This window comes from Pseudomonadota bacterium (assembly GCA_010028905.1).
Lineage (GTDB): Bacteria > Vulcanimicrobiota > Xenobia > RGZZ01 > RGZZ01 > RGZZ01.
In genome coordinates this window covers 1-26,899 of the sequence record RGZZ01000019.1, presented here as the reverse complement: position 1 = coordinate 26,899, position 26,899 = coordinate 1, and the positions used below count along the sequence as shown (strand labels likewise).

At 65.6% G+C, this 26,899-nt stretch carries 28 protein-coding genes, 5 tRNA genes and 1 pseudogene; 9 read left to right on the top strand and 25 right to left on the bottom strand.

All coding sequences use genetic code 11. The features are described 5' to 3' along the window. Positions 1 to 130: 130 nt before the first annotated feature. Positions 131 to 1,027, top strand: a complete 897-nt coding sequence (locus tag EB084_03040; GenBank protein NDD27223.1) for an XRE family transcriptional regulator — start codon at positions 131 to 133, stop codon at positions 1,025 to 1,027. A gap of 265 nt (positions 1,028 to 1,292) precedes the next feature. Next, positions 1,293 to 1,676 carry a hypothetical protein gene (locus tag EB084_03035; GenBank protein ID NDD27222.1) on the top strand — a complete coding sequence of 128 codons (384 nt, stop codon included), beginning with the start codon at positions 1,293 to 1,295 and terminating at the stop codon, positions 1,674 to 1,676. A gap of 144 nt (positions 1,677 to 1,820) precedes the next feature. Here EB084_03035 and EB084_03030 read toward each other — a convergent pair whose 3' ends face one another. Then, positions 1,821 to 2,918: a chorismate synthase gene (locus EB084_03030; protein ID NDD27221.1), complete on the bottom strand. Its 1,098-nt coding sequence runs from the start codon at positions 2,916 to 2,918 to the stop codon at positions 1,821 to 1,823. Between the two features lie 170 nt (positions 2,919 to 3,088). Here EB084_03030 and EB084_03025 point away from each other — a divergent pair, with 170 nt between their 5' ends. Together EB084_03025 and EB084_03020 are read left to right on the top strand one after the other, a co-directional pair. Beyond that, positions 3,089 to 3,973, top strand: a complete 885-nt coding sequence (locus EB084_03025; protein NDD27220.1) for a deoxyribonuclease IV — start codon at positions 3,089 to 3,091, stop codon at positions 3,971 to 3,973. Continuing rightward, the gene (locus tag EB084_03020) at positions 3,970 to 4,407 is read left to right on the top strand and encodes a YaiI/YqxD family protein (GenBank protein ID NDD27219.1); all 438 of its coding nucleotides are present in this window, start codon (positions 3,970 to 3,972) and stop codon (positions 4,405 to 4,407) included. Before EB084_03025 ends, EB084_03020 begins: the two co-directional genes overlap by 4 nt. A gap of 250 nt (positions 4,408 to 4,657) precedes the next feature. On the opposite strand, the pseudogene EB084_03015 reads toward EB084_03020, so the two are convergent. Further along, positions 4,658 to 4,987 (bottom strand): annotated as a pseudogene (locus EB084_03015) (1,4-beta-cellobiosidase). Positions 4,988 to 5,012: 25 nt separating this feature from the next. On the opposite strand from EB084_03015, the gene EB084_03010 reads away from it, so the two are divergent. The 3 genes from EB084_03010 (at position 5,013) to EB084_03000 (ending at position 9,750) form a co-directional block, all read left to right on the top strand. Continuing rightward, positions 5,013 to 6,347, top strand: a complete 1,335-nt coding sequence (locus EB084_03010; protein ID NDD27218.1) for a TldD/PmbA family protein — start codon at positions 5,013 to 5,015, stop codon at positions 6,345 to 6,347. After that, positions 6,344 to 7,054 (top strand): HAD family hydrolase, encoded by a 711-nt coding sequence (locus EB084_03005; protein NDD27217.1) that lies wholly within the window; start codon positions 6,344 to 6,346, stop codon positions 7,052 to 7,054. The genes EB084_03010 and EB084_03005 overlap by 4 nt, the downstream gene beginning before the upstream one ends. A 446-nt stretch (positions 7,055 to 7,500) precedes the next feature. Then, positions 7,501 to 9,750, top strand: a complete 2,250-nt coding sequence (locus tag EB084_03000) for a hypothetical protein (GenBank protein NDD27216.1) — start codon at positions 7,501 to 7,503, stop codon at positions 9,748 to 9,750. Between the two features lie 21 nt (positions 9,751 to 9,771). Here EB084_03000 and alr read toward each other — a convergent pair whose 3' ends face one another. From alr to EB084_02940, 12 genes are all read right to left on the bottom strand, one after another. Further along, complete coding sequence (gene alr / locus EB084_02995) at positions 9,772 to 10,977, bottom strand: alanine racemase (GenBank protein ID NDD27215.1); 1,206 nt, start codon at positions 10,975 to 10,977, stop codon at positions 9,772 to 9,774. A 4-nt stretch (positions 10,978 to 10,981) separates the two neighbouring features. Further along, a complete protein-coding gene (gene hemB / locus EB084_02990) occupies positions 10,982 to 11,980 on the bottom strand; it encodes a porphobilinogen synthase (protein ID NDD27214.1) in 999 nt (332 codons plus the stop codon). Between the two features lie 181 nt (positions 11,981 to 12,161). Next, the gene (locus tag EB084_02985; protein ID NDD27213.1) at positions 12,162 to 13,106 is read right to left on the bottom strand and encodes a uroporphyrinogen-III synthase; all 945 of its coding nucleotides are present in this window, start codon (positions 13,104 to 13,106) and stop codon (positions 12,162 to 12,164) included. Continuing rightward, entirely contained in the window at positions 12,970 to 14,019 is a 1,050-nt protein-coding gene (locus EB084_02980) for a hydroxymethylbilane synthase (GenBank protein NDD27212.1), read from the bottom strand. The genes EB084_02985 and EB084_02980 overlap by 137 nt, the downstream gene beginning before the upstream one ends. Then, positions 14,016 to 14,828 carry a hypothetical protein gene (locus EB084_02975; GenBank protein NDD27211.1) on the bottom strand — a complete coding sequence of 271 codons (813 nt, stop codon included), beginning with the start codon at positions 14,826 to 14,828 and terminating at the stop codon, positions 14,016 to 14,018. Before EB084_02975 ends, EB084_02980 begins: the two co-directional genes overlap by 4 nt. Beyond that, positions 14,825 to 16,192 (bottom strand): glutamyl-tRNA reductase, encoded by a 1,368-nt coding sequence (locus EB084_02970; GenBank protein NDD27210.1) that lies wholly within the window; start codon positions 16,190 to 16,192, stop codon positions 14,825 to 14,827. The genes EB084_02975 and EB084_02970 overlap by 4 nt, the downstream gene beginning before the upstream one ends. A gap of 46 nt (positions 16,193 to 16,238) precedes the next feature. Then, a complete protein-coding gene (locus EB084_02965) occupies positions 16,239 to 17,243 on the bottom strand; it encodes an electron transfer flavoprotein subunit alpha/FixB family protein (GenBank protein NDD27209.1) in 1,005 nt (334 codons plus the stop codon). A gap of 12 nt (positions 17,244 to 17,255) precedes the next feature. Further along, complete coding sequence (locus EB084_02960; protein NDD27208.1) at positions 17,256 to 18,233, bottom strand: electron transfer flavoprotein beta subunit/FixA family protein; 978 nt, start codon at positions 18,231 to 18,233, stop codon at positions 17,256 to 17,258. Further along, a complete protein-coding gene (locus tag EB084_02955) occupies positions 18,109 to 19,272 on the bottom strand; it encodes an acyl-CoA dehydrogenase (GenBank protein NDD27207.1) in 1,164 nt (387 codons plus the stop codon). The genes EB084_02960 and EB084_02955 overlap by 125 nt, the downstream gene beginning before the upstream one ends. Before the next feature lie 95 nt (positions 19,273 to 19,367). After that, positions 19,368 to 20,615: an acyl-CoA dehydrogenase gene (locus EB084_02950; GenBank protein NDD27206.1), complete on the bottom strand. Its 1,248-nt coding sequence runs from the start codon at positions 20,613 to 20,615 to the stop codon at positions 19,368 to 19,370. 11 nt (positions 20,616 to 20,626) lie between these two features. After that, complete coding sequence (locus EB084_02945; GenBank protein ID NDD27205.1) at positions 20,627 to 21,298, bottom strand: CoA transferase subunit B; 672 nt, start codon at positions 21,296 to 21,298, stop codon at positions 20,627 to 20,629. Next, positions 21,243 to 21,950, bottom strand: coding sequence for a CoA transferase subunit A (locus EB084_02940; GenBank protein ID NDD27204.1), 708 nt, complete (start codon positions 21,948 to 21,950; stop codon positions 21,243 to 21,245). Before EB084_02940 ends, EB084_02945 begins: the two co-directional genes overlap by 56 nt. 246 nt (positions 21,951 to 22,196) lie before the next feature. Between EB084_02940 and EB084_02935 the strand changes: the two genes are divergently transcribed. Beyond that, the gene (locus EB084_02935; protein ID NDD27203.1) at positions 22,197 to 22,448 is read left to right on the top strand and encodes a hypothetical protein; all 252 of its coding nucleotides are present in this window, start codon (positions 22,197 to 22,199) and stop codon (positions 22,446 to 22,448) included. A 112-nt stretch (positions 22,449 to 22,560) separates the two neighbouring features. Here EB084_02935 and EB084_02930 read toward each other — a convergent pair whose 3' ends face one another. From EB084_02930 to EB084_02880, 11 genes are all read right to left on the bottom strand, one after another. Continuing rightward, positions 22,561 to 22,950 (bottom strand): RNA-binding S4 domain-containing protein, encoded by a 390-nt coding sequence (locus EB084_02930; GenBank protein ID NDD27202.1) that lies wholly within the window; start codon positions 22,948 to 22,950, stop codon positions 22,561 to 22,563. Continuing rightward, positions 22,911 to 22,986 (bottom strand) — tRNA-Ala (locus EB084_02925). The genes EB084_02930 and EB084_02925 overlap by 40 nt, the downstream gene beginning before the upstream one ends. Before the next feature lie 105 nt (positions 22,987 to 23,091). Beyond that, the gene (locus EB084_02920; protein ID NDD27201.1) at positions 23,092 to 23,805 is read right to left on the bottom strand and encodes a 50S ribosomal protein L1; all 714 of its coding nucleotides are present in this window, start codon (positions 23,803 to 23,805) and stop codon (positions 23,092 to 23,094) included. 94 nt (positions 23,806 to 23,899) lie between these two features. Further along, entirely contained in the window at positions 23,900 to 24,325 is a 426-nt protein-coding gene (gene rplK, locus EB084_02915; GenBank protein NDD27200.1) for a 50S ribosomal protein L11, read from the bottom strand. Between the two features lie 83 nt (positions 24,326 to 24,408). Next, on the bottom strand, positions 24,409 to 25,047 hold the full coding sequence (gene nusG / locus EB084_02910; protein NDD27199.1) for a transcription termination/antitermination protein NusG: 639 nt from the start codon (positions 25,045 to 25,047) through the stop codon (positions 24,409 to 24,411). 81 nt (positions 25,048 to 25,128) lie between these two features. Continuing rightward, positions 25,129 to 25,548, bottom strand: coding sequence for a preprotein translocase subunit SecE (gene secE / locus EB084_02905; protein NDD27198.1), 420 nt, complete (start codon positions 25,546 to 25,548; stop codon positions 25,129 to 25,131). A gap of 56 nt (positions 25,549 to 25,604) precedes the next feature. Then, the gene (gene rpmG / locus EB084_02900; GenBank protein NDD27197.1) at positions 25,605 to 25,769 is read right to left on the bottom strand and encodes a 50S ribosomal protein L33; all 165 of its coding nucleotides are present in this window, start codon (positions 25,767 to 25,769) and stop codon (positions 25,605 to 25,607) included. 48 nt (positions 25,770 to 25,817) lie between these two features. Then, positions 25,818 to 25,893 (bottom strand) — tRNA-Arg (locus tag EB084_02895). A gap of 79 nt (positions 25,894 to 25,972) precedes the next feature. Next, positions 25,973 to 26,048 (bottom strand) — tRNA-Thr (locus tag EB084_02890). Positions 26,049 to 26,101: 53 nt separating this feature from the next. Next, a tRNA-Gly gene (locus tag EB084_02885) sits at positions 26,102 to 26,177 on the bottom strand. Positions 26,178 to 26,430: 253 nt separating this feature from the next. After that, positions 26,431 to 26,517: transfer RNA gene (locus tag EB084_02880), tRNA-Tyr, on the bottom strand. A 175-nt stretch (positions 26,518 to 26,692) separates the two neighbouring features. Here EB084_02880 and EB084_02875 point away from each other — a divergent pair. Beyond that, positions 26,693 to 26,899 (top strand): hypothetical protein (locus tag EB084_02875; protein NDD27196.1); only part of this gene is annotated, 207 nt, incomplete at its 3' end.

Below are 26,899 nucleotides of genomic sequence, written 5' to 3'. Positions count from 1 at the left end.
GGGGATCAGCCGATGCCGCGGCCAAGCCGATGGCGTCGCGGAGCCATCGCTCCCCGATTCGATACCCGTTCACACGTTCGCAACATCGTCGCAATGGCGTCGCGCAGTCGCCCGCGCTACACTGCCCGCAATGACGAATCCACTCGCCACCTTCATTCGCAAGCGCCGCCTCGAGCTTCACCTCACCCAGCAGGCGCTGGGACAGGCCCTTGGCGTGCGACAGTCGCGGGTTCACGCCTGGGAAGCGGGGCTGCGGCCGTTCCCCCTGGCGCACATCTCGCGGCTGAGCGCGGCGCTGCAGGCCGACGAGGCCCTCTTGCATACGCTCGGGGAAGGAGGCGTGCCGTGGCCGCGCGCCGTTTCGCTCGACGCAGCGCTGGCCCCGCTCGACCCTCTGCGGTGCAGCCTCGAGACCATGTGCGAGACCATCGCGTCGGGTCGACGCGTGAGCGATCTGGTTCGCGCGAAGATCGGAGACGCGGCCTACCTGCAGCTCGAAGGGACGTTCCTGCGCGACACCGCCCACGAGCTCTATGCCGCGCACGCGGTTCTTCTCGACACCGCCCGTCTCAAGTGGAGCACTCCCTTGGGCGAGGGGTGTGGAACTCCCCTGGTCGGAGAGAGCGGAGACTACGAAGGGCATCTCGTGCGACTGGCGGTGGAATGGGAGCGAGAGGGTGAGCGCGTGGTGCTCTTCCCCCAGGTCCCCATCCCGGTCAGCGACCTCAAGCCCCGCGTCGACTTCCTCGCCATTCATGCCGGACCGCGGCTGCGCCCCCAGAGCACCGTCGTAGAGCTCGACGGGCACCCGCACACGTTCCAACGGCAGAGAGACACCACACGCACGCTCAAGCTCCCCTTTCCGGTCATCCGCTGCGACAACAGCGCCGTCAGCCTGCCTGGGTTCCTTCCCTGGCTCCTCGATCAGGTACGCGAGCGCGCTGCCTACGCACGGGTGTCGAGCGAGGCCTACTCGCGCTTCCTCGAAGACAGAAGAGCGCAGATGAAACGGCTCCGAGACCACTGATCGGGCTGAGCGCGGGGGAACGGGCTGAGCGCGCGGGAACGGGCTGAGCGCGCGGGAACGGGCTGAGCGCGCGGGAACGGGCTTAACCCCCAAGAACCGTGGGGGTTGAGAACGTTCACTCCCAGGTGAATTGGGAGTACCAGAGGAAAACCCCCATCGAGGTTGAGGGTCATGTCGCCCTCCGACCCCCGCAGGCGACCCAGCTCCCAGGAACAGGAAACTTACTCACGCCGCGCATCGTCGCAACCCACAAGGAGGTCTGACAATGACTCACAACAGCACGCCTCAAACCGACAGCACGCCTCAGACCGACAGCACGCCTCAAACCGACAGCACGGCTCAGACCGACAACACGGCTCAGACCGACAGCACGTCAGAGACCGAGACGGCACCGCCGCCCCCGAACGAGATGAGCGCCGACGCCCTGCGCAACGTGGTGGGCGGTTCTTGCTACATAACCAGCCAGGCCGCGGTCAACGCGGCGGTGACGCAGCTCTATCAGCAAGATATCTCGTCCGCAAACAGTGCAACGATGTCGTTGCTCGGCACACCTGTCTCACTCCCAGGAGGGGGCATCCTCGGCGCGGCGCCCACGATGTCGATGGGAGCGCTTACCTATGAGCCCCCAGAAGGCTTCGGACCCACCTGAGCGTCTGTCGACGGCGACCTGTCGCGACCCGATCGCGATCTCGACGGCCCCCATCACGGTCTCGGGTCTCGACGACCCCCATCACGGTCTCGGGTCTCGACGGCCCCGACCACGGTCTCGGGTCTCGACGACCCCGATCGCGCCCTAGCGCTCACCGCCGCACTGGCCCCGCTGGCGGAGGAACGCGTCGAACAGCACGATGGCGGTCATGGCCTCGACGATGGGAACCGCTCGCGGCAGCACGCACGGATCGTGGCGCCCTCGTGCCTCGAGCGTGACCGCCTCTCCCTCGCGGTTGACCGTATCCTGCGCCTTGCGGATGGTGGACGTGGGCTTGAACGCGACGCGCGCGACGATGGGCTCACCGTTGCTGATGCCGCCCTGCACGCCGCCGGAGCGATTGGTGACGGTACGCGTCCCTCGGGCGTCGTCGGGCGCGGGGGCGAAGGCGTCGTTGTGCTGAGCGCCCGTGAGCGCCACCCCACCGAACCCTGAGCCGATCTCGAATCCGCGCGAGGCCGGGAGCGACATGAACGCCTTGGCCAGATCGGCCTCGAGCTTGTCGAACACCGGGTCGCCCCAACCCGCGGGCACGTTGCGGGCCACCACCTCGACCACCCCGCCCACGCTGTCACCCGCGTCGCGCATACGCTCGATGAGGGCGATCATCTCAGCCGCGACCGCCGCATCGGGGCAGCGCACGATGTTCGCCTCGACCTGCTCGCGGGTTACGCGCGACGCGTCGATACCCGCCTCGATGGACTGCACCTGCTTGACGTAGGCCACGATCTCGACCCCGCACAGCAGCCCTAGCGCCTTGCGCGCAATGGCGCCGGCCGCCACGCGCCCGATGGTCTCTCGAGCTGACGAGCGTCCGCCCCCTTGATGGTTGCGGATGCCGTACTTCGTCTGCCAGGTGAAATCGGCGTGCGACGGACGATAGACGTCCTTGAGGTGCGCGTAGTCTTCGGGGCGCGCGTCCTTGTTGCGCACAACCACGGCGATGGGCGTGCCAAGGGTGAAGCCCTCGAACACGCCGGAGACGATCTCGGCCCGATCTTCCTCCTGGCGAGGGGTGACGATGGCGCTCTGACCCGGACGGCGACGATCGAGCTCGACCTGGATGTCATCAACGGTAAGCGGGATGCGCGGCGGGCAGCCATCGATGACCGCGCCCACGGCCCCTCCGTGTGATTCACCGAAGGTGGTGACACGATACAGATGTCCAAAGGTGCTGCTCATGGGCCAGGGGTTCGGTCTGCGCTCGACGCTTCCCCTGCCGAGCAGGCGCACGGGGTTCGCGGTCGTGCCTGCCGCGCACGCACGGGGTTCGCGGTCGTGCCTGCCGCGCACGCACGGGGTTCGCACGCCAACCGCGCGGGAATCGTGGCCCGGCGCACGAAGTGAGCCGCATGCCTACGCAACCTCGCCCACGCCCCCTTCTCGGCGCCCACGTCTCCACGGCCGGCGGCCTCCACAACGCCATTGATCGCGCCGCAGGCGTGCGTGCCGAGTGCTTCCAGATCTTCACCCGCGCCCCTGGCATGTGGAAAGCGCGGCCCTGGAGAGAGGGAGAGGTTGCACGGTTCCGCGAGATGCGTGCCGCCGCAGGCGACCCGCCCCTGCTCGTGCACGACATCTACCTCACGAACCTGGCCGCCCCGGCAGGCGAGCTGCGGGAGCGCTCCATCGCCACCGTGGCCGAAGAGCGCCAGCGCTGCGCCGAGATCGGCGCTGATGGCCTGGTGTGCCACCTGGGCGCCCACCTCGGCGAGGGCGTCGAGCGGGGAATCGCGCGCTACGCCGAGGCCCTGCGCGAGATACTCGACCGCACCGCCGGAAATCCCGTGCCCATCCTGCTCGAGAACAGCGCCGGCCAGGGAACCTGCCTGGGACACACGCTTACCCATATCGGAGAGGTGATCGAGCAGGCGGGCGCGCCTGGCGATCTCGGCCTCTGCCTCGACACGTGCCACCTCTTCGCGGGCGGGTATGATCTCCGCGATGAAAGCGCCTATGAGGCCCTGTGGACCGAGCTCGATCAGCGCATCGGGCGAGATCGACTGCGGGCGTTCCATCTCAACGACTCGAAGAAGGGGCTTGGCTGCAGGGTCGATCGCCACGAGCACATCGGTCAGGGGGAGATCGGCCCCGAGGCGTTCGCCCGTCTTCTGCGCGATCCGCGCGTGGCCGGACTGCCCATGGTCATCGAGACTCCAGAGGTCGACGAGATGCACGCCACCAACCTGTCGCTGCTGCGCAGCCTCGAGCGTAAGCGGGGACAGCGACGCGCGTGACCATCATCGTCGATGGCGACGCCTGTCCGGTGAAGAACGAGATCATCGCCCTGGCCCGCACCCACGCTTGCCAGGTTCTGCTTGTGGCGAGCCTGGCGCACGACATGCCCGAAGGGCCGGGCATCGAGGTGCTGCGCGTCGACGCCGAGCCGGAAGCCGCCGATATCGCCATCATGAACCGCACACGAGAAGGCGACATCGTCATCACCGCCGACTACGGGCTTGCGTGCATGGTTCTGGGACGCAAGGCACGCGTCATCGACCACCGTGGCGGACGCTTCACCGATCAGAACATCGACGGGCTCATGGCGCGTCGTCACGCCAACCGTCAGGCGCGACGCGCGGGCCGCCGCACCAAAGGGCCGCGCCCGTTCCTGAGCGCGGATCGAGAGGCCTTCACCGCCACCCTGGAACGCCTGCTCATCGAAAGATGACGCTCGACCGCACTCCTACAGGAAATGGCCGCGCTCATGGCGCACCATGCCTCACCCTGAACCTGGACCGGGAAGGTCACACTCCCCCTCGAGGTCAGAAAACGTTTCCCGGCTGGCGACGCCCGAGCGCGATCCGCAGCCAGCGCTCTCAACGGGCGATCACACCCAGGAGGTGCCCCATGTCCATCCGCCACTCCCTCGAAGAAGAATCACGCAGGCTGCTCTCCCCTGAGGCGTCGCAGCACGAGTCCGACGCGTCTGACGAAGAAGCGCAGGAAGAAGAAGACTGGGAAGACGACGACGACTGGGAAGACGACGACGACGAGGATGACGAAGACCTCGACGACGACGAAGACGATGATGACGACGATGACGACGATGACGATGACGATGATGACGACGAGGACTGGGACGAAGAAGACGAAGACGAAGAAGACGACGACGAAGACGACGACGAAGACTGGGATGAAGACGACGATGACGACGACGATGACGACGACGAAGAAGACGATGACGACTGGGATGACGACGAGGACGAAGAAGATGAAGACGAGGGAGAAGACGACGGCGAAGGCGATGACAACGCGGAGGCCTGACCTCGCCCCATGAGCGGCACCCTTCCTCTCGACCCGACGCCCGCCGGCGACCTCCTCTCTGCCGCCTTGCGATCCACCCGCGACGCAGAGGTGTTCTGGGCCCGCGAGGAGGCCGTCACGGCGGCGTGCGTCAACGATCGAGAGCAGGCGCAGCGGCACGAGGCCGAAGCCATCAACCTGAGGGTCATCAGCGCGGGACGCTTCGGTCACGCCACGCATCTGGGATCCGCCTCCAGGCTCGACGGTCCGGGACTCATGCGCAAGGCCAGCGCGGCCGCTGCGCAGGGCCGGCCCGCCCCCGCCACGTTCTGGAAGGAGCGGGAGGGCGGCATCGACGTGGCCACGTTCGACGAAGACGTGGCCGCCCTCACCGAGGCCGATCTGCGGCACCTGGCCCGCCAGGCCACCGCGCGCCTGCGCGACCTGCTCGGCGACGACGTCCCCGTGCAGGTCGCCGTGCGCCGCCTGGTGCGCCGCACGTTGCTCATGACGCGCATGTCGGAGCGGCACACGCAGAAGACCATCTTGCAGCTGCAGGCCCACGCAGGTCCAGACCCACAGACCGGCGCCTCGTTCACCGAGACCTGGGCCACCTGCCGCATGCCCGACGACCCCCTGGCGGCCCTGGGCAACATCGCCTGGCGCGCCAGAGCGGGACGCACCGTGACCACCGCCCCGGAGGGACGCTGCCGTCTGGTCGCTGGGCCTCGAGCAGTGGCCGTACTGCTTCGATGGCTGAGCGACGCGCTCACCGGAACCGCGATTCTCGAGAAACGATCACCGTTTGACGCGTCTCAGCTGGGTCGGATCAGGGCCGTCGATGAGCGCCTCACCGTCATCGACAATCCCTTGCGCCCCTGGGCCGCCCCCAGCGGAGCCTACGACGCCGAAGGGCTGCCACGCGTGCGCCGCACCCTCATCGACGCAGGCGTGGTCACGAACCTGCTTCTCGATCTCTCGAGCGCATCGCAGCTCGAGCTCGAGCCCACAGCTTCGGCCACCCGCACCCTCGACACGCCACCCCTGCCCGCACCCTCTTTCCTCGAGCTGGCCCCCGGGAGCGACGGCTTCGAAGCGCTGCTCGAGTCGGCAGAGGGCGGGGTGTACGTCGATACCCTGCTCGAGAGGAACGCGCCAGAAGCCGACGGCAGCTTCACCCTGGAGGCCGCCTCCGCATTCCGCATCAGAGGGGGACGTCCCCACGGCCTCGTGGAGGGGCTCCAGCTGTCCGCCAACCTCTTTGAGCTGTTCGATCGCCAGGTGCTGAACGTGGGGGGCGACCGCCTGGCCAGCCCCTCCGCGTGCTGCGGCTCCATCGCGTTCGGAGACGTCTCGACAAGATGAGCGGCGCAACCTACCTGTTCGACATGGGCTACACGCTCCTCGGACCGCACCCCTCGTTCGAGCACCGCGTGGTCGACACGCTGGCGTCTCACGGACTGCTCACCACTCCGGACGCGATCTTCAAGGCGGAATCGCAGTCGTGGCGTGAAGCCAATGAACGTCTCACCGACCGCCGCTTCACCCTCGATGCCGACCGATCGGCCGACTTCTGGCGCGGCTTCTACGACATCCTGACCTGCCGCGCGGGGGTTCTGAGCACGCCGGACCCAGCCATCTCAGAGGCCCTGTGCCGCGTCTTCACAGAGCACAGCACCTACGCGCTGTACGATGACGTGACCCCCGTGCTCGCGCAGCTCCGCGCGCGGGGCAACCGGATCGGCGTCATCTCGAACTGGGAGGGATGGCTTCACGACCTGCTGGGAGCCCAGGGGCTGACAGAGCAGTTCGAGTGCGTCATCGTCTCTGGGACCGTGGGGCTCGAGAAGCCAGACCCCGCCATCTTCGAGCTCGCCTTCACGCAGATGGGCGTCAGCCCCCACGAGTGCACCTATGTGGGCGACAGCCTGGAGTACGATGTCGCCCCCTCGCTGGCCCTGGGCGTCACGCCCGTGCTGATCGATCGGCGAGACCGCCACAGCGCACAGGCGCTGCCCTGCCGCCGCATCACCTCGCTCTTCGAGCTGCTCGACCCCCGCGACCCCGCCTGAAGTGACAGGCCTGCTCCCCCCTGGTGCGAGACTGCGGACATGTTCCGTTTTGTAATGAAACCCCAACGAAATCGTTACCTGTGGCCGGATGGGCTGTAACCGGGACCTGCTATCATTCGTCCGATGTCGCATGCAAGGACCGCATCGTATGCGGTGCCTCTCGGAGGACACATGAGCGATCACAATCTCCTCGAAACCTTGACCGAGACCACGGGCCCCACCCAGACGCAATCTCTGGGGCGGCTGCGTGCCGTCACCTGGGAGGACGTGGTCTGGATGCTCATCCTCTCGGGCCTGGCCACCCTCTGGGTGGTTCTGCTGACCAGCCCGTCCTGGCGCTGAAGTCGACACCCGAATCGGCGCCATCACGCCGGTCTGTTAACGTAATGTTCGATCTTCCCCACAACCGCTGACCTATAATTGACGTATCCCTGGAGGATGCGCCAATGCAGCCGGTTCCGACATTCTCGCTCGGCAACCAGAAGGTCGACAGTCGCCTTGTCAACGCGCAGACCATCGCGGCGATGGCCGACTGCGCGCAGCGCATCAACGCGCCCGAAAATCCGGCCGCAGATGACTGGGCTGCCCTGTCGGATCGCGTGACACACGCGAATGCAGTCTCCACCTCCGACCTCGAGCAGCTGATGGCCCTGGGGCGCGCTTGCTTCAAGTACCACCGCAAGCTTCACGAAGACTTCAGGCAGAGCGGATACAGCGACCCCAAGCTCAAAGCCGAGCTGGCCGAGGTGCACGTATACCAAGACGGCTATGACCGCGTTCGCGACGCCATCGGCCGCGCGTCAGCAGCAACTGCCGTGGCGGCAGCGGTGGGCGGCACCTTCGGTCCCACCGGCCTGGTCACCACCTTCCTCGCCTACTCGAAGCTGTCGAACGAGAAGCTGAAGGGCCTCGTCGCCACGCTGCAGGGCATCCGCGACGGTTCGAGCCCCACCATGCTCGGCAAGAACAAGGTCGAGACCGTGCATCACGACGAGGTCTGGCCGCAGATGATCCGCATGCTCGACGACGCCATCGCGCGCGGACGCGCGGGCAAACCCACCACGGTGACCGCCCAGTACTACGAGCTCACCAACCCGCAGATCGTGGGCAAGCTCGCCCAGGCCGCGCAGGCCGGCAACCAGGTGCGCGTGAATGTCGACGCCGGACGACTCGTGGGCTACAGCAGTACCCGCGTCGAGGTCGACAGCATGCCCGACAAGTTCCGCACAGTGCTGCAGCTCCTCCAGGTCAAGGGCGACATCGGCGTCTCGGTCTTCCCCGTCGTGAAGGCGCTCGAAGACCCCAACGACCTCATGCACCGCAAGGGCCTGAGCGTGGGCGACACCTTCTTGATGACGGGCATGAACGCCAATCTCGGCTCTGGCGAGAACATCGACGCAGGCGCGGCCATCACCGGTCCAGCGGCGCGTCAGCTGCAGCAGAACTTCGTGCGTGACGTGAACGACTCGGCGGGCGCCAGCAATGCCGACGTGTTCGGATCGCGCCCCCTGGTCGATTTCAAGAAGGGCGACATCAACATCGGCGCGCGCGGTCTGATTGCCATGTTCGATTGCGCCCACGGTCCATCGCCCGCGGGCACGGCGCTGCCGAGAGCCGCGACCTACGGTGACCTCGAGAAGATTGCCGAGCAGTATGGCGAGAAGCTGTCGAACTACATCGATCTCCCCCTGGGCCGCAACGGCGACGAGATCTCGTCTGAACACCAGGTTCCGCTGAACAAGGAAGGCAAGAAGCGCTTCATGGCCTTGCTGCAGCGCACCCTCGACGCCACACGCACCCCTGCGAACCTGAAGCGACTCAACGATATCGACGTGAGCGAGGGAAAGCCCGCGGGCAGTGCGATGGTGGGCATCGCAGACCAGCCCCTCGAGCGACAGGCCTGGTTCATCACGGCCGTGCAGAATGCCGAGCGGTACATCTACGTTCCCGCCTTCGTCATGACCCGCGCGGTGGCGAGCCTCCTAGTGGCACGTCGAGACGAGCTGAAGGAGCAGGGGCGCGACATCGACATCCGGGTCATCGCCGACCCCGGCATCTATCCGGACGGTGGAACCCCCAACGAGAGCGGCGTGAAGTTCCTCGAAGACAACGGCATCCCGGTGCGCTGGGCGCTGCTGCCTCGCTCCGGTGATCACGAGCGCAAGGTGCACGCCAAGGTGATGCTCACCGATAAGGGTGAGCTGGTGGGCAGCACAAACTTCTCCATCAAGGGCATGAGCGACAACTGGGAGCAGTCCACCTACATCGAGGTCGACCCCAGCGATCCGAGCAGCGTCGCCCAGCAAGATCACGCACGGGCGAAGTTCCTCGACCTGTGGGACAACCAGTCGTTCGAGCTGAACAGCCTCGAGAAGGGCAAGCAGATCTGCTGGCGAGAGCGCGACAGCAAGGACTACCTGATGCAGGCGAACGAGGCGCGCTTTGGCGTGCAGCGCAGCATGCTCAGCGCCATCGACGCGTATGGGGCCGCCACCGCAGCGTTCGTGATCAGCCGTGCTGACGGCGTTGCGGGCAGAATTCTCGAGCTCGAGCAGCAGGGCTATGACCCCGGGTCGGCCACGCTGAAGGCGGTGCAGGAGGACATGGGTCCAAAAGCCTTCTACGCCGCGCTCGAAGACCTCCCGGAGCGCCAGTCGCTGGAAGGCATGAAGCCCAGGCACCGGCACGCTTCCTGATCCGCGCGCGGAGATCGCAGCCTAGTCGCCGGCGCCCTCCGTGTAGACCCGAGGGAGATCCCAGCGGATGCGCGTGACCAGCTCATAATGAATGGTGCCGATGGTGGCCGCCACCGCCTCGGCGGTGAGCTCGTCACCGCCCTGACGACCGATGAGCACGGCTTCATCGCTGACGTTGGCCTCGGGAATGTCGGTGACGTCGACCATGGTCAGGTTCATGCAGACCCGGCCGATGACCGGGGCTCGCCGCCCCCGGATGAGAACCTCGCCGCAGTTCGAGAACCCGCGATCGTAGCCATCGGCATACCCGAGGGGAAGCACCGCCACGCGGGTCGGTCTGCGGGTGCGATACGTGCACCCGTACCCCACAGTCCATCCCGTGGGCACCTCCTTGATCTGCACCACCCTCGCCTTCAGCTGCAGGGCCGGGCGCAGCAGCGATGACAGCGCGCGCACCCCCCGGCTCTGCGCGTCGGCGTCGGCCAGCAGCTCGGTGAGGCTGTGGGCCCCGGCAAGCATGAGGAGGTGGGTCTCCTCGGAGGGCCACAGGCCATACAGTGCGACGCCCACACGCACGTAATCGTACCGAAGGCGAGGAATGAGGAGGGCCGCCGCGCTGCCGGCGATGTGACGGCAGCGAACAGTCACCCCCGCCTGCACAACCTCGTTGAAGACCTGCTCGAAACGGGCGTGCTGACGCAAGGTCATCGACTGGTCGAGCCCCTCGGCGTCGGCAAGATGGCTGTAGATGCCGTCGACCGCAATCCCATCAACGGACGCCAGCGCCTGCACGAATGCCAGCCCCTCATCCGCAAGCACGCTGAGACGGCCAAGCCCCGTATCGATCTTGGCGTGCACCTTCAACCGCCCCCCCGCATCGCGTGCCACCCTGCCCATCGCTGTCGCGCTCTCGAGGTCGAACACAGCCACGATGATGTCGTGGCGAATCGCCAGTGCCGCCTCATCGATGCGAACAGGGCAGATGACGAGAATCTCGCCCATGATGCCCGCCTCGCGAAGCGCCACGGCCTCATCCATCGACGCAACACAGAAGGCGCGCGCCCCCCGCTCCGCCACCCGCTTCGCCACTGGAACCAGCCCGTGACCATAGGCAAAGCTCTTCACCACCGCCATCACGGCAGCAGGCTCGGCCATCTTCTGGAGACTGGTGAAGTTGTGGCCGATGGCGTCGAGATCGACTTCAACCCATACGAGATGGTCGGTCATGCGCTCAGAGAACAGCCTCGTCTTCGGCCAGCCAGCGCGCCGCGTCAACAGCGTGATAGGTGAGGATGATGTCTGCGCCCGCCCGCTTCATGCCCGTGAGGGTCTCGAGCACCACGCGGCGCTCGTCGATCCAGCCGTTGCGAGCCGCAGCCTTCACCATCGAGTACTCGCCACTCACGTTGTACGCGGCCACCGGCAGGTCAACCGCGTCACGCACGTCACGAATGAGGTCCATGTAGGCCAGCGCGGGCTTGACCATGACCATGTCTGCCCCCTCTGCAACGTCGAGGAGCACCTCACGAAGGGCCTCCCGGCGATTGGCGGGGTCCATCTGGTACGAGCGGCGATCTCCAAACTGGGGAGCCGATTCGGCCGCTTCCCGAAACGGCCCGTAGAACGCAGAAGCGAACTTGGCCGAGTACGCCATGATGGGAACCTGATCGAAGCCCTCGGCATCGAGAGCGCCGCGAATCGCCTTGACACGACCGTCCATCATGTCGGAAGGCGCGATCACGTCGGCCCCCGCCCGCGCAAAGGAGACGGAGCTTCGCGCCAGCAGATCGAGGGTGGGGTCGTTGCTGATGCGCTCTCCCTCAACCACGCCGCAGTGCCCATGGCTGGTGTACTCGCACAGGCACACGTCTGCCATCACGATGAGCTCCGGGAGGCGCGCCTTGAGGGCGCGGATGGCGCGGTGCACGATGCCAGCGTCGTCGTAGGCACCGCTTCCCACGGGGTCTTTGGAGGCCGGTATGCCGAACAGGATCACCCCGAGTACGCCGCTTGCCCGTGCCCGCTCGGCGTCGGCCACCAGCTCGTCGACACTGGTCTGGAAGACCCCAGGCATCGAGCTGATCTCGCGCCGTACCCCCTCTCCTTCACAGACGAACAAGGGGAGCACCAGGTCGTGTCGGTGCAGGCGCGTCTCGCGAACTAGTCGACGCGTGGCCTCGGTCAACCGGAGCCGCCGCATGCGTACAGTCGGGAAGAGGGGGGAGGTCATTTGGAGGGCTTCGCGGCGCATCGGGGGGCCCCCTGTGGGGTGGCGCCGCAGAGAATCCACGGAAATAGAAAGGCACCTGCAGCCGTGGGGGGGTATGGGGGCATCAGGCCGCAGGCGCCATTACGGTTCAGTGAGCAACAGAAGTTACTGCACTTACTTTAATCAGTATAACCCATTCGAACTAGTCTGTAACTCCCCCTGCGGTAGTAGATCTGTCCGGGCGGCAGATGGCCACGACAACCGCCTCCACCAGAGCCGAGACCTGGGAAGAAGCGGCGACGGTCACCGTCATGAACCCCTCCGCACAGGCCCGCGAAGCGGTCACCGAACCGATGCAGACGACAGGCAGCCGCAGCGCCTGATGACGCACGGCCGCCCCCTCCTGAAGGAGACGCAGGAAGAACGTCACCGCCGATGGAGAGGCAAACGTGAGCACGCGAGCCTGGCCTGCCTCGAGAACGCGACGCAATGGTTCGCAAGCGCCCGGATCGGGAAGGGTGCGATACGCGGCGACCACATCGACCTCAGCGCCGCGATCACGCAATCCCTCTGGCAGCGTCTCACGGCCCTCCTCCGCGCGCGGCATCAAGAAGCGCTGCGTCGATAGCGCGTCTGCGAGGCGCTCGGTCAGTGCATCGAGCAAGGCTTCCGCGTGGAAGTCAACGGGAACCAGATCGACCGCCATTCCCCGCTCACGACACGCCCGCGCCGTGCTCTCCCCCACACACGCCACGGCGCGGGGGCGCTGCCCTGGGGCAAGACGCGCCACGAATGCCTCCGCAGCATTCACGCTGGTGAGAACGACCCAGTCATAGCGCTCGAGGTTCTGCACTGCCGCGCGCAACGGCGCTTCGTCGGCGGGTGGCGCAATGGTCAGCACCGGGATCACGATGGGGCATCCGCCCGCGGCCTCGATGGCCGTAGCCAGCTCCACCGCCTGAGCGGCGGCGCGGGTGATGATCACGCCCGCGCCATCAAGGCGTCCGGAGTCAGCCGCCACCCCGGGCCCCCTCGCCGCCCACAAGCGGATCTGCCCCACCCGTGACGCGGATCTCGTCGAGAATGTCACCCGCTCCCTGACGACGCAGAGCGTCTGCCACGGTTCGCCCGAGATGCTCGGCCTCATCGGGCATGCCCTCTGCCGTCGCCTCGAGGCGACGCCCCCCGTCGAGCGAAGCCACCATGGCGCGCACCTTCAAGCGCCCTGCATCGTGCGTCGCCCATGCCGCGATGGGAACCTGGCATCCGCCCTCCAACGCCCGCATGATGGCCCGCTCACACCGCACCTCGGCGTGGCTCGGCCGATCATCGAGCGCGCCGAGCAGCGCCAGAACCCGCTTGTCACCTTCACGCGCCTCGAGACACAGTGCGCCTTGCCCGACGGCGGGAATGCACACCTGCGCCGGCACGGCGGAAACAAAGACCCGGGCGCCGGCAAGCCCCTCATCCCAGGCATCTGGGACCACGAACTCCACAGATTCATCGGTGCCCGGCTCGGGGACGCCGAGCCGCGAGAGACCGGCAAGCGCGAGAATGATGCCATCGAGCCCGTGCTCCACGAGCTTTCCGATTCGCGTGGGCACATTGCCCCGCATCTCCTCGAGCACGAGGTCCGGCCTCGCGTGTCGCAGCTGAGCGCGACGCCTCAGGCTGCCCGTGGCCACCCGCGCTCCCGTCGGCAAGGTCTCGAAGCCGCCCGGCGTGCGCGTGATGAGCCCATCGAACGGCGGCTTTCGCAAGGGCACCGCACCAATGATCAGCCCCTCGGGAAGGGTGGTGGGCATGTCTTTCATGCTGTGCACCGCAAAGTCGATGCGACCTTCGAGCAGAGCGACCTCGAGCTCTTTTGTGAAGAGCCCCTTGTCGCCGATGCGAGAGAGCGGCACGTCGGTGATGCGATCGCCTTTTGTGCGGATGATCTCGAGCTCGACGCGAACCCCTGGATGCAGGGCTTCGAATGCCGCGGCCACCTGACGGGACTGGGTCAGGGCCAGCTGGCTTCCGCGCGTGCCGAGGCGAATGACGTCAGCAGCAGTCATGGCCGCAGATGCACGCTCGACGGGAGTCCGACGCCGACGTAGGTCGCCACGAGGAAGACAAACCCCAGCAGCAGGAGCTGATTCACCCTGCGCCCCTGCCATCCGCCGAAGAGGCGCGCGCCGATGTAGACAGCATAGATGAGCACGGTGGCGAGCCCTAGCCACACGTCAAGAGACCAGGCGCGTGGCCCCTGTCCGTCAACCCGCGCAAACCCGAGGGCAATCCCGATCAGCATGGGAACGAATCCCAGTCCGATGAGCCGATAGGTGGCCTGATCGAGGTTCTCGAGAGACGGCATCTTCATGAGTACGCCGCTCACCTGCTTGCGCTTCAGCAAGAACGATTGAATGAAGAAGAGCGCGGCCACGAGCGTTGCGAGGGTGAACGCCGCGTATCCGAGCACGATGCAGGCCACGTGGAACGTGAGAAGAGGGTCATGGGGATTGCTCACCGGGCCGCGCAGGTGCTCGGTGGCCAGCGAAGCCAGCATCATCAGCGTGGCTGCGGGGGCCGTGAACGCCCCCACCACATCCATCTTGCGCCACAGAATGCCCACCACGAGATAGAGACCCACCATCGTCCAGCAGATCACATTCAGGCTCTGGGCGAGCGTGAGCGGGCACGCCCCCATCTCGTGACCCGCGGCCAGGAGCGACGCCAGCTGGGCGATGAACGCGGCGGCGACAAATCCGCGGCCGTGCAGAGCGCCGCCAGCCCCATCTCCTTCGTCGGCATACAGCGAACGCTGAAACCGTATGGTGGCCGCAAGATAGAGCGCTGCGGCAACACTCAACAGCAGCGTGCTCATGGCGCTGTCTCCTCCTGTATGTCGACATGATCATCCGACGCGGGTCGGAGGAAATCGGCGGGCTGGGTCTGTTCGCTGGACTCGCGCGGAGCGGCCGGCGCACCAAAGATCTCGAGCAGGAGAAGCATGCCCTCATGCACGTTGCGACTGCCCGCGAGGTCCTTCAGGCGCACCGTGGGCTCGTGCAGCAGGCGGGCGATCAAGGAGCGACTGAACGACTCGAAGCGGTCACGCTCCGCATCGGTGAAGCGCTCTCGCGCGAGGAGCGCCTCGACCTCACGCTGTCGACTTGCCTCGAACGCCGCCCGCACCTGCTTGATGACCGGGACGGTCTCGAGGCTGGCGCAGTAGTGAAGGAACGATTCAACCTCTTCATCGATGATGGCCCTGACGCGATCAACCTCTCGACCGCGCTCTGCGAGGCTGTCATTGACCACACTCGAGAGATCGTCGACATTGTAGAGAAACACCCCATCGATGTCATTCACCGCCGGCTCCACGTCTCGCGGCACCGCAATATCGACGATGAAGAGCGAGCGATACTTTCGCCGCCGTTGCACAGACTTCATCTGGGAGGCCGTGATGACGGGCACTGGCGAGGCCGTGGCGGAGATGACGACGTCAGCCTCGTTGAGCGCTTCTTCGAGCGCGGCGAGGGAACCGCTTACGCCATCGACGACCCCAGGCGTCTCATCGAGAAGCCGACGCGCGTTCTCCTCGTGGCGCGACAGCACCGTGATCTTCTCCGCACCCGCGCTGATGAGGAGCTTCAGCGTGAGCACGCCCATCTCGCCCGTTCCCACAACGAGAACCCGCTTGCGCTTCAGGTCACCGTGAATGCGACGCGCGAGCTCGACCGCCGCGAAGCTCACCGAGGTGGCCCCTTGACTGATGCGCGTCTCGGTGCGCACGCGCTTGCCCACACGAACGGCACGCTCGAAGAGCTTGCCCATGGCCGTGCCGGCGCCCCCGTGATCAACCGAGATCTGGTGGGCTTTGCGCACCTGTGCCAGGATCTGCCCCTCCCCGAGGATCATGGAATCGAGACCCGCGCTCACCGAGAACAGATGCCGCACCGCGTCGCGGTTGAAGCTCTGGTAGAGATGCGGCAGGATGACCTCTGCCGGCTGACCGTCTCGCGCCGAGAGATGCGCAATCACCGCATCTGCAGCTCGACCCGGTGTCTCGCCGACGGCATACAGCTCGGTGCGGTTGCAGGTCGACACGACGGCGCACTCGATCACCGAGCGGGTCTTCAGCAACGCCTCGAACAGCCCCGGGATCTGCTCGTCAAGAACGGCAAGACGCTCCCGTGTCTCCACGGGAGCCGTCTTGTGACTCAAGCCAATGAGCACGATCTCCAATTCGGAAACGTCTCCAGATCAGAGCGGCGCCGATCGAGCGCGGGCGCTACACGCCCACCGGTGCCAGCACCTGGCGAAGCTCCTCGGTGAGAGCCGGCAGCACCTCGAATGCGTCACCCACGATGCCGTAGTCGGCCACCTTGAAGATGGGCGCCTCCGCATTGCTGTTGATGGCCACGATGGTGCGCGACGTCTGCATGCCCACGAGGTGCTGAATCGCACCCGAGATGCCCACGGCGATGTAGAGCTCAGGGTTGACGATCTTGCCCGTCTGGCCGACCTGCATGTCGTGACCGACCCAGCCGAGGTCAACCACCATGCGCGTGGCACCCACCGCGCCGCCGAGCACGCCCGCAAGCGATTCGAGCAGGTGGAAGTTCTCCGGCCCCTTCATGCCGCGCCCTCCGGAGACGATGACCCGAGCCTCGCCCAGGTCAACGGCACCGGTCTGGGTGCGCTTCGTCTCCACGAGTCGCACGCGACCCGCACCCGCCGGCACCTCCACGTCTACCGCACGCGACGCTGCGGTTCGACCGTCGACCGGACCCGCCAGCGAAAACACGTTGGGACGCAGGGTGGCGAACGCGGGAACAGACGCCCCGCCACACGCGGCCACCGTGGCGCGCACCTTTCCGGAGTAGGTTGGGCGCACCGCAGTCAGCGCTCCGTCAGACACGCAGAGCTCGACCACATCGCTGGCGAGACCTGCGTGCAGCGCGGCGGCGGCGTGCGCGGCCACCTCCTTGCCGTGGCACGTGGCAGGCGCGAGAACGTAGGCGGGAGCCACCTCAGCCACCGCCTTCACCACACAGGCGCTGAACGCTTCCAGGTTGTAGGGGCCAACGCCGGCAGGTTCAAAGACGAGCACCTCGTCGGCGCCGTGACGCCCGAGGGTCTCGACCGCCGACGCGGCGCCCCCTCCGATGGCTGCAGCAACGACGCGCCCCCCGGTGGCGTCGGCGAGACGACGGGCCTCTCCGAGGGTCTCGAGCGTGGGCTTGCCCACACTGCCTTCGCGCGCAAGGGCTACCGTGAGAATCACATTCGACATCTTGTTGGCCTCCTAGACTACCTTGGCTTCGTCGTGGAGCAGGCGTACGAGCTCCTTGGCCGCCGTGGCGGCGTCACCGGCGATGATGCGACCCGCCTGACGAGGGGCGGGAGGCTGCGTGGCGCGCACAGCGATGCGAGGCTTCACATCGTCAGCAGAGAGCTCGAGCGCAGCCAGGGCGAGCACCTCGATGGGCTTGGTCTTGGCCGCCATGATGCCCTTGAGACCAGCGTGACGCAGCTCATGCGCCGTCTTGTCAACAGACACCACACCCGGCAGATCGAGCTCGAGCACCTCACGCCCGCCCTCGATCTCGCGCTCGACGCGCAAGGTTCTGGCATCGGCGCTCTCCACCACGGCTGCCTGCGACACGAAGGGAAGCCCGAGCATCTGCGCCAGCTGCGGCCCCACCTGCCCGCGGTCGACCCCGACCGCCTTCTTGCCGACGATCACCAGGTCGCAGCCCAGCCGTCCGATGGCTTTCGACAGCGCCAGGGCCACCCCGTGACCATCGGCGCCCGCCAGGGCAGCGTCACTCACGAGAACCGCCTTGTCGGCGCCCACCGAGAGCGCCTTGCGCAGGGATTCCTTGACACGATCCGGACCGAGGGACAGTGCGGTGACTGTTCCCCCATGCTGCTCCTTCAGGCGCAGCGCCGTCTCGAGCGCAAACTCGTCATAGGGCGAGATCTCGAGCTTCACCCCGTCGCGCACGATGCCGGGCGCGCCGTCCTTCACCTTGATGGGCGCCTCGGTGTCGGGCGCCTGCTTGATGCAGACCACGATGTTCATGCGAACACTCCTCTTTGTTGACGATGACCGCGGGCCGGCGAAAGCGCCGGCACAGCACGGCGGAGGGACGAAGCTAGCCCTGCCCGAGCAGGTGACGGGCGATGACGATCTTCTGCACCTCGCTGGTGCCCTCGTAGATCTGGGTGATCTTGGCGTCGCGGAAGTAGCGCTCGACCGGATACTCCTTCGAGTAGCCATAACCGCCGAGGCACTGCACGGCCTCGATGCCAGCCTTCATGGCCGTCTCGGACGCGAACAGCTTGGCCATCGAGGCCTCCTTCGAGAACGGCCTGCCCTGATCGCGCAGCCACGCCGCCTTGTGCAGCAGAAGGCGCGAAGCCTCGATGTTCACCGCCATCTCGACCAGCTTGTTCTGGATCAGCTGGAACGACGAGATGGGCTTGCCGAACTGCTGGCGCTCCTGGGTGTACTTGAGGGCGTAGTCGTAGGCGGCCTGGGCGATGCCCACGGCCTGGGCAGCGATGCCGAGGCGGCCACCGTCGAGGGTCGCCAGGGCGATCTTGAAGCCGTCACCCTCTCCACCGAGGAGGTTCTCGGCGGGGACCTCACAGTTGTCGAGCATCAGCTCGCACGTGCCGCTGGCGCGCACGCCCATGACCTCTTCGTGCTTGCCCACGGTGAAGCCGGGGAAGCTCTTCTCGATGATGAACGCGCACACGCCTTTCGACTTCAGCGCCGGATCGAGGGTGGCGTAGACGATGAAGAGCGAGGCGCCGGTGGCGTTGGTCACCCAGCACTTGGTGCCATTGAGGATGTACTTGTCGCCTTCCTTGCGCGCGCGCGTGGACATGGCCACGGCGTCAGAGCCGCTGCCGGGCTCGGTGAGCGAGTACGCCCCCACCACCTCACCGCTGACGAGACGAGGCAGGAACTTCTTCTTCTGCTCCTCGGTGCCAAAGCGCACGAGAGGCGAGTTCACCAGCCCGTTCTGCACCGCGGCCACCACGCCCGTGGAGGCGCAGGCGCGCGAGATCTCCTCGATGGCGATGGTGTAGGCGATATTGTCCATGCCTGCGCCGCCATAGGCGTCGGGAACGTTCACTCCGAGAAGGCCCAGCTCAGCCATGGCCTTGACGTTGTCCCACGGGAACTCACAGGTGCGATCATAGTGGGCTGCGCGTGGCGCAAGCTGGTTGGTCGCGAAATCGCGAACCATGTCGGCCAGCATCTTGTGCTCTTCTGAGAGGTCGAAGCTCGGACCGGTCGTGGGGGCCATCGTTTCCATCATCGCGGGGATTCTCCATTCTGGTTTGTCACTGAGATTGTCGGGAACTGTGAACGCTCGGCCGCGAGGCCAGCGCCATGCGATTGCTAGCCGTGGTCGGCTTGCGACGCTGCGTAGGCACGCAGCAGCTCTCGCGAGATGACCAGGCGCTGAACCTCTGACGTGCCTTCACCGATGGTGCACAGCTTGATGTCGCGGAAGGCGCGCGACGCCAGGCAATCGTGAGAGATGAGGCCGCCCCGCCCGAGCACATCGAGGGCGCGGTCGGTGGCGCGCATGGCCACCTCGGAGGCAAAGAACTTGGCCATCGCGGCCTCCTGCGTGTGCGGCAGGCCGAGATCCTTGAGACGCGCCGCCGTGTACACCATCTGTCGCGCAGCGGCAACATCGGTGGCCGTGTCGGCGATGGCGGCGAGCGTCGCCTGCTCATCGAACAGGCTCTTGAAGAGACCGAGCTCGCCGTGGGCGAAGCGGAGCATCTCATCGAGGGCGGCCTGCCCGAGCCCCAGGGACATGGCCGCGATGCTGATGCGGCCGTTGTCGAGGGTCTGCATGAAGATCTTGAAGCCCTGTCCCTCGGTTCCCAGCACGTTGGACGCGGGCACCCTCACGTTGTCGAACACGATGACCGAGGTGTCGGAGGCGCGAAGCCCCAGCTTGTCTTCGTGCTTGGTGACCGTGATGCCCGGCAGATCGCGGGGAACGAAGAGCGCCGTGATGCGGTTCTTCCCGCTGGCCTCGTCACGCCCCGTCACCGAGGTGATGGTGACGCAGGCCGCGTGCGTGACGTTCGTGCACCACGCTTTGGTTCCGTTCACCACAAAGACATCACCCTCATGCACGGCCGTGGTGGCCGTGGCGCCGGAGTCAGAGCCGGCCTGGGGCTCGGTGAGGCCATAGGCGCCGATGATCTCTCCCTTGGCGAGACGCGGCACCCATGCGCGCTTGAGGGTCTCGGGGCCGTAGTTGTAGAGAGGGCCCGTGCCAAGGGTGGTGTGCGCCGCCACGATGATGCCCAGTGAGCCCCAGACGCGAGACAGCTCCTCGACCGCGATGGCGTAGCTCAGATAGTCGCCACCTCGCCCGCCATATTCAACAGGATAAGGAATGCCCAGATAGCCCAGCGCGCCCATGCGCTTCAAGATATCGTGCGGGAAGGCCTCGTCTCGCTCCATCTTCTCGGCGACCGGCGTCACCTCTCGGGAGATGTAGGCCTTGAGCTCGTTGCGAAAAGCCAGATGCTCTGCGCCCAGCAGCAGCTCACGATTCTGGCTGACGCCATTGCGATTCGAGGAAGCGGTTGGCTCGGCGACGGGGGTTGCGGTGCGTTCCATGGGGTTCTCCTTTACGCGCTCTTCCCCGCGGCGGCTTCAAGCGCGGGGGCCAGGGTGAGGGGCGCACCGGTGGCCTTCACCACCTCTTCCACGGTGACGCCGGGCGCCGTCTCGCGAAGCACGAGACCCGCGGGCGTAACGTCGATGACGCCCATGTCAGTGACAATCATGTTGACGACCTTGCGCGCCGTCAGCGGCAACGTGCACCGCTCGAGAATCTTGGGCTCGCCGTCTTTCGACGTGTGCTGCATGGCGATGATGACCTTCTTGGCGCCATTGACGATATCCATCGCCCCGCCCATGCCCTTGACCATCTTCCCGGGGATCATCCAGTTGGCCAGGTTCCCCTCGGCGTCGACCTCCATGCCCCCGATGACGGCGAGATCGATGTGCCCGCCGCGCACCATGGCGAACGAGTCTGCCGAGCTGAAGAACGACGCCCCCGCCATCTCGGTGACCGTCTCCTTGCCCGCGTTGATGAGATCGGCGTCTTCATCGCCCTGCTCAGGGTATGGGCCGATGCCCAGAAGGCCGTTCTCGGAGTGGAGAACCACATCCATTCCCTCGGGAATGAAGTTGGCCACCTGCGTGGGGATGCCGATGCCGAGGTTGACGTAGAAGCCGTCTCTAAGCTCCTGCGCCACTCGTCTGGCGATATACTCTTTTCTCGATGCGCTTTTCATAGCGGTCTCCCTTGACCACGATGTCGACAAAGATACCAGGGGTGGCGATGTGATCGCCGTCGAGCGAGCCGACCGGCACTACCTCTTCGACCTCAGCCACCGTGCAGTCGGCGGCGGTCGCCATGAGCGGGTTGAAGTTGCGTGCCGTCTTGCGATAGACCAGGTTGCCCATCGCGTCACCCTTCCAGGCCTTCACAAACGCCACGTCGGCGCGCAGCGGCATCTCGAGCACATACTCGCGGCCCCCGATGACGCGCACCTCCTTGCCCTCTGCGATGACGGTTCCCACACCGGTGGGGGTGAAGAAGCCTCCGATGCCGGCCCCACCCGCGCGAATGCGCTCGGCAAACGTGCCTTGGGGATTGAGCTCGACCTCGATCTGCTTGTTGATGACCTTCTGCTCGAGATCGACGTTCTCACCAATGTAGGTCGAGATCATCTTGCGAACCTGCCCGTTCTTGATGAGCAGCCCGATACCGGCGTCTTCGACCCCAGCGTTGTTGCTGATGATAGTGAGATTGCGCACGCCGGCGTCAAGAAGCGCGCGCACTGCGTTCTCGGGGATTCCGCACAGGCCGAACCCACCCATCATGATGGTGGCGCCGTCTCGCACGCGCGCAATCGCATCATGCATGTGACCGATCTTGTTCATGGTGCCTCACGAGACGCGCAGTGGCGCTGACGAAGGTGCAAGCGCGCTGCGTCGGGTGTGCCTGGGCGATGAGCCTCGAGGCTCGCGAGACTTCAACGACTCCGGCGTTTCTCCTTTGCCGGGAAACAGGCTCTACCACAGGGTTTCCAGAGGCTTGTGATTGGCGCTGCCCAGGCCCTGGGTATGCCGAGCATGCGCCAGGCGCCAGAGGCGCGCCCGGCACATCGTGAATGGAGGGACAATGCCATGGCCGTCAAGACCCAGAGCACCGGCGTTTCAAACGCCACCTATGACCTGGTGAGCATCCTCTACCACAGCCTGCAGGCGGTAGAGACCAGCCAGCGCTATCTCGACGACTTGAAGGGAGACGCACAGCAACGGGCATTCGTGGAACGGTTCATCGAGTCGAACCGCAGGTGCGCCGAGGAGTGCAGGGAGGTGCTCATACAGGCCCTGCAGAGCGAGAAGGCAGCGACGACCGGCAAGCCGCGCCACTGAGCGTGGATGGGCGAGGGCGGCGTCGCCGTCCCAGGCGCCTGACACGGGGCGTGCAGCGCTGCGTCAAAGAGCGCACGACCCATGGATGGAAAGGCCTGCAAAAACAGGCCGATCAGTTCGCGGGCTCCGGTGCGCTCAGCTGCACCACCAGGGCGACATCGCCCACGGTGACGTGATCGCCGTCGCGCAGCTTGCGACCGCGTCGCGTCTCGCTCTCGCCGTTCACCTGCACGGCACCCTCCGAGATGAGGGCCTTTGCCGCGCCACCCGACTCTGCAACGCCCTGCCACTTCAGGAACTGGTCGAGCTTGATGTAGGGCGCAGATGGAGGAGACGATTGATCATGCATGCCCTCGGCTTCGCGAGCCGTGAGCGGTCCCCTGCGCGAGGTGACGCCTCGTGATGCGGGCCCGAGAAAGAGAAAACGGCAGTCTCGGTGACGAGACTGCCGCTTCTTCACGTTGGTGGAGATGAGGGGGCTCGAACCCCTGACCTCCTGCATGCCATGCAGGCGCTCTCCCAGCTGAGCTACATCCCCAGGGTGGGCTTCGTCGTGGCGGGGTCCGCGCACGACAAGCCATAGTCTACCCGATGGCGTTCCCCTTGTCAAGGCGCGCCATCGTGCGCTGCTGCGCGGATCTGGCTACTTCTTGCTGCCCGCGGAGGTGGTTGCCGACGCCTTGCCGGTGTCGACGCGCACACCCGGGCCCATGGTCGAGGTCAGCGTGATGCTGCGCAGGTAGGTGCCCTTCGACGTGGCCGGCTTCGCGCGGATGATGGCGTCGAGCAAGGTGGAGAAGTTCTGGGCGAGCTTCTCGGTGTCGAATGAAACCTTGCCGAACGCGCTGTGGATGCATCCAAGCTTGTCGGCGCGGTACTGCACCTTACCCGACTTGAGCTCTTCGACAGCCTTCTTCACGTCGACGGTGACGGTTCCGACCTTCGGGTTGGGCATCTTGGGACCGAGCACGCGGCCCAGCTCCTTACCGATGGCGCCCATCATGTCGGGCGTGGCGACCGCGACCTCGAAGTCGGCGAAGCCGGCCTTCACCTCAGCGATGAGGTCTTCCGCGCCCACCTTGTCGGCGCCAGCCGCCTCGGCGTCTTTCGCCTTGTCGCCCTTCGCGAAGACGATGACCTTGGGGGTCTTGCCCGTGCCGTTGGGAAGGACCACGGTGCCACGCACCGTCTGGTCGCTCTTGCGAGGGTCGATGCCGAGGTAGATGTGCATCTCGACCGTCTCGTCGAACTTGGCCTTGGCGGCCTTCTTCACGATGTCGAGGGCCTCGTTGGGACCGTACAGGGTGTTCCGATCGAAGAGCGCCAGGCTCTCGCGATACTTCTTGCCATGTGCCATTGGGGGTTTCCTCCTTGTGGTGCGAGCGGAGGCCAGGCCTCCTCCCACGTATCGACGCCAGCGAAGGGCGTCAAGCCTTGTTCAGTTCGCGGGCTCAGCCCTCGACGGTGAGGCCCATGTTGCGGGCCGTGCCCTCGATGGTGCGGATCGCCGCTTCGAGGGTCGTGGCATTGAGGTCGGGCATCTTGGTCTTGGCAATCTCCTCGACCTGGGCGCGGGTAACCGAGCCGACCTTGGTCTTGTGGGGGACGCCAGAGCCCTTCGGCACGCCCGCCGCCTTCTTCAGCAGCTCAGACGCCGGCGGCGTCTTGGTGACGAATGTGAACGTGCGGTCTTCGTAGATGGTGATCTCAACCGGGATGATCTGCCCCATCTGCTTGGCCGTGCGCTCGTTGTACTGCTTCACGAACTCCATGATGTTCACGCCGTGCTGACCGAGGGCGGGACCCACCGGTGGCGCGGGGTTGGCCTTGCCGGCCGGGCACTGGAGCTTTACGACTGCCTTGACTTTCTTCGCCATGTTGACACCTCTTCTAGAATCTCGGAATCGGATGCGGCCCCGTCAGCAATCCCTGACAGGCACGCGGCAGTTGATCTGCGACCTCAGAGCTTCTCGACCTGTCCGAAGTCGAGCTCGACCGGCGTCTCGCGACCGAAGATGGTGATGAGCACCTTGACCTTCGCGCGCTCCGGGCTGACCTCTTCGACGATGCCGTGGAAGTCTTGGAAGGGCCCGTGCGTGACACGAACGCCCTGGCCGATATTGAGATCGATCTTGACCTTGGGGGCCTCGACCTCTCCCATGAGCAGACGGATCTTCTCGACCTCTTCGTCCGGCAGGGGCAGGGGCTTGGCGCCCGACGGGCCGACGAACCCAGTCACCCCAGACGTGTTGCGCACAACGTACCACGAGTCTTCGGTCATCACCATCTCGACCAGTACGTATCCGGGGTAGATCTTCTTCTCGACCGTCTTCTTCTTGCCGTCGCGGAACTCGGTCTCTTTCTCTTTGGGAACCTTGACGTTGAAGATGAAGTTCTTCATGCCCATCGACTCGATGCGGCGCTCGAGGTTCTTGGCGACCTTGTCTTCGTAACCGCTGTACGTATGGATCACGTACCACTTGCGGTTCGGATCAATCGCCTCTTCGACCGGCTCAGCGCCCTCGACAGCCTCGGCGGTCACGACCTGCCCAACCTCTTCTGGCTGCTCGACGACTTCGTTGGTTTCGATTTCAGACATAAGCGTAACGGGAGAGATCATCTCCCAGACCCCCTGTAGAGTGCGGCGGCACCGCGCCGCCTGGGTCGCAGGCAGGGCTCTCTAGCCTCCGAGCCTCTCGAAGACCTTCGTGAAGAACGTGTTCACGAAATAGAGGTAGAGCGTGAGCACAGTCAGCGTGGCCACAACCACTGTGGTCGCCAGCTTGAGCTCCTGACCGGTAGGCCAGGTCACACGTATGAACTCGGCCTTCACCGAGGTGAGGTAGCGCGTGAGGGCTGCCACCCATCCGCGCGCCTTCTCTTCGGCGCCACTCACCGGCACGGGAGCAGGCTTGCTGCCTCCGGCGCGCTCAGCGGGCGCGGCACCTTTCGCCTGCGTGCGAGCGGGACGCTTGGGCGCCCCCTCATTGTTCGTCACCACCGCACCCGATGCCGCCAGACGCCGCGCCTTGTGAGACGAGCGGCGCTTCGGGCCCTGCGGTTTCTCCTGCTCTGCCATGTCAGACCTTCCTTGCTGCATCACACTGCCACTGTCGCTCGCGCTCCCGCGCGCAGCGCGGGAAGAGAGGCCAAGCCTCAGCGAGCCTCCTTGTGCTCCGTGTGGTTGCGGCAGAAACGGCAGTACTTCTTGAGCTCGAGACGGTCGGGGTTGTGCATCTTGTTCTTCATCGTCGCATAGTTGCGGCGCTTGCACTTCTGACACGCCATCGTGATGATGACTCGGGCTTCTTTCTTGGCCATCTCTGGATCCTCGCTTGTTCGTTCCGTGGTCGGAGTGGGGAAATGGGTTGGCGCGCCCGAGAGGAATCGAACCTCCAACCTGAGGCTTAGGAGTCCCCCGCTCTATCCGTTGAGCTACGGGCGCACGCGCTGTCGACTGCGGGCTCGCCGAATGGCGAGCCCGCAATCGTTCTGCTCTCTTGGGCAGAGCCGCCGAAAGCGTGTGGAGCTGGGGAACGGGATTGAACCGTCGACCTCGTCCTTACCAAGGACGTGCTCTACCAACTGAGCTACCCCAGCAGATTCGGCCGCTGCCTGTGAGGCTCGAAGCCCAGAGGCCGCCGACCAGAGCTTGGAGCGGGAGACGAGGCTCGAACTCGCGACATCCAGCTTGGAAGGCTAGCGCTCTACCAACTGAGCTACTCCCGCACGCAAACCGCACAACTGCGCCATTTTTGGCCGACATAAAAAAGAGCCTTGACGGCGCCACGTCATCATAATACACCCCCCAGCCTTTGTCAATAGGGGTCGCAATACACGCCAGACGGGCTTCCAGAGCCCGTCACAGAGAGATTGCGAAACGCATCGCGCACAGGCCCGCCGACGTGACAGGCTGGCCTCTGGAACGGCTGGGGAGAAAAGACAGAAGCGGCCCGAGAGCCGCTTCGATCGTTGGGTCTTCTGGTGGGCAGCGAAGGATTCGAACCTCCGTAGCGCGTAGCGCGACAGATTTACAGTCTGTTGCCTTTAACCACTCGGCCAGCTGCCCGCTTCACCGAGCACCCTTGCACGGGGGCAAGAGCACGACCTCGATTATAGGCATCTCGATCGGCGCTGTCAAGACGAGGCGCGGATGCGGGTGAAGATGACAATCGTTGGCTGGGGCTTCTGGCAAGAACCTGGTACTTGTCAGGCAGGTGAAGACTCGGGAAGATACCCGGCCCGTGGGCGCATTGGCTTCGCTGCTGACGGCGCAGCCCCAGAGGCTCTTGCTGCAGCAGACTGCGGCGCTCTCACGTGCGCCATTGAACGCGTTCGGATTGTCTGTAGGCACATTTGCGGATGGCGTGTATGTCCACCACGACACCGTGGGGGACAAGCCGATGTCCACCACGACACTGTGGGGGACAACTATGCTGAGCTGCGCGGAC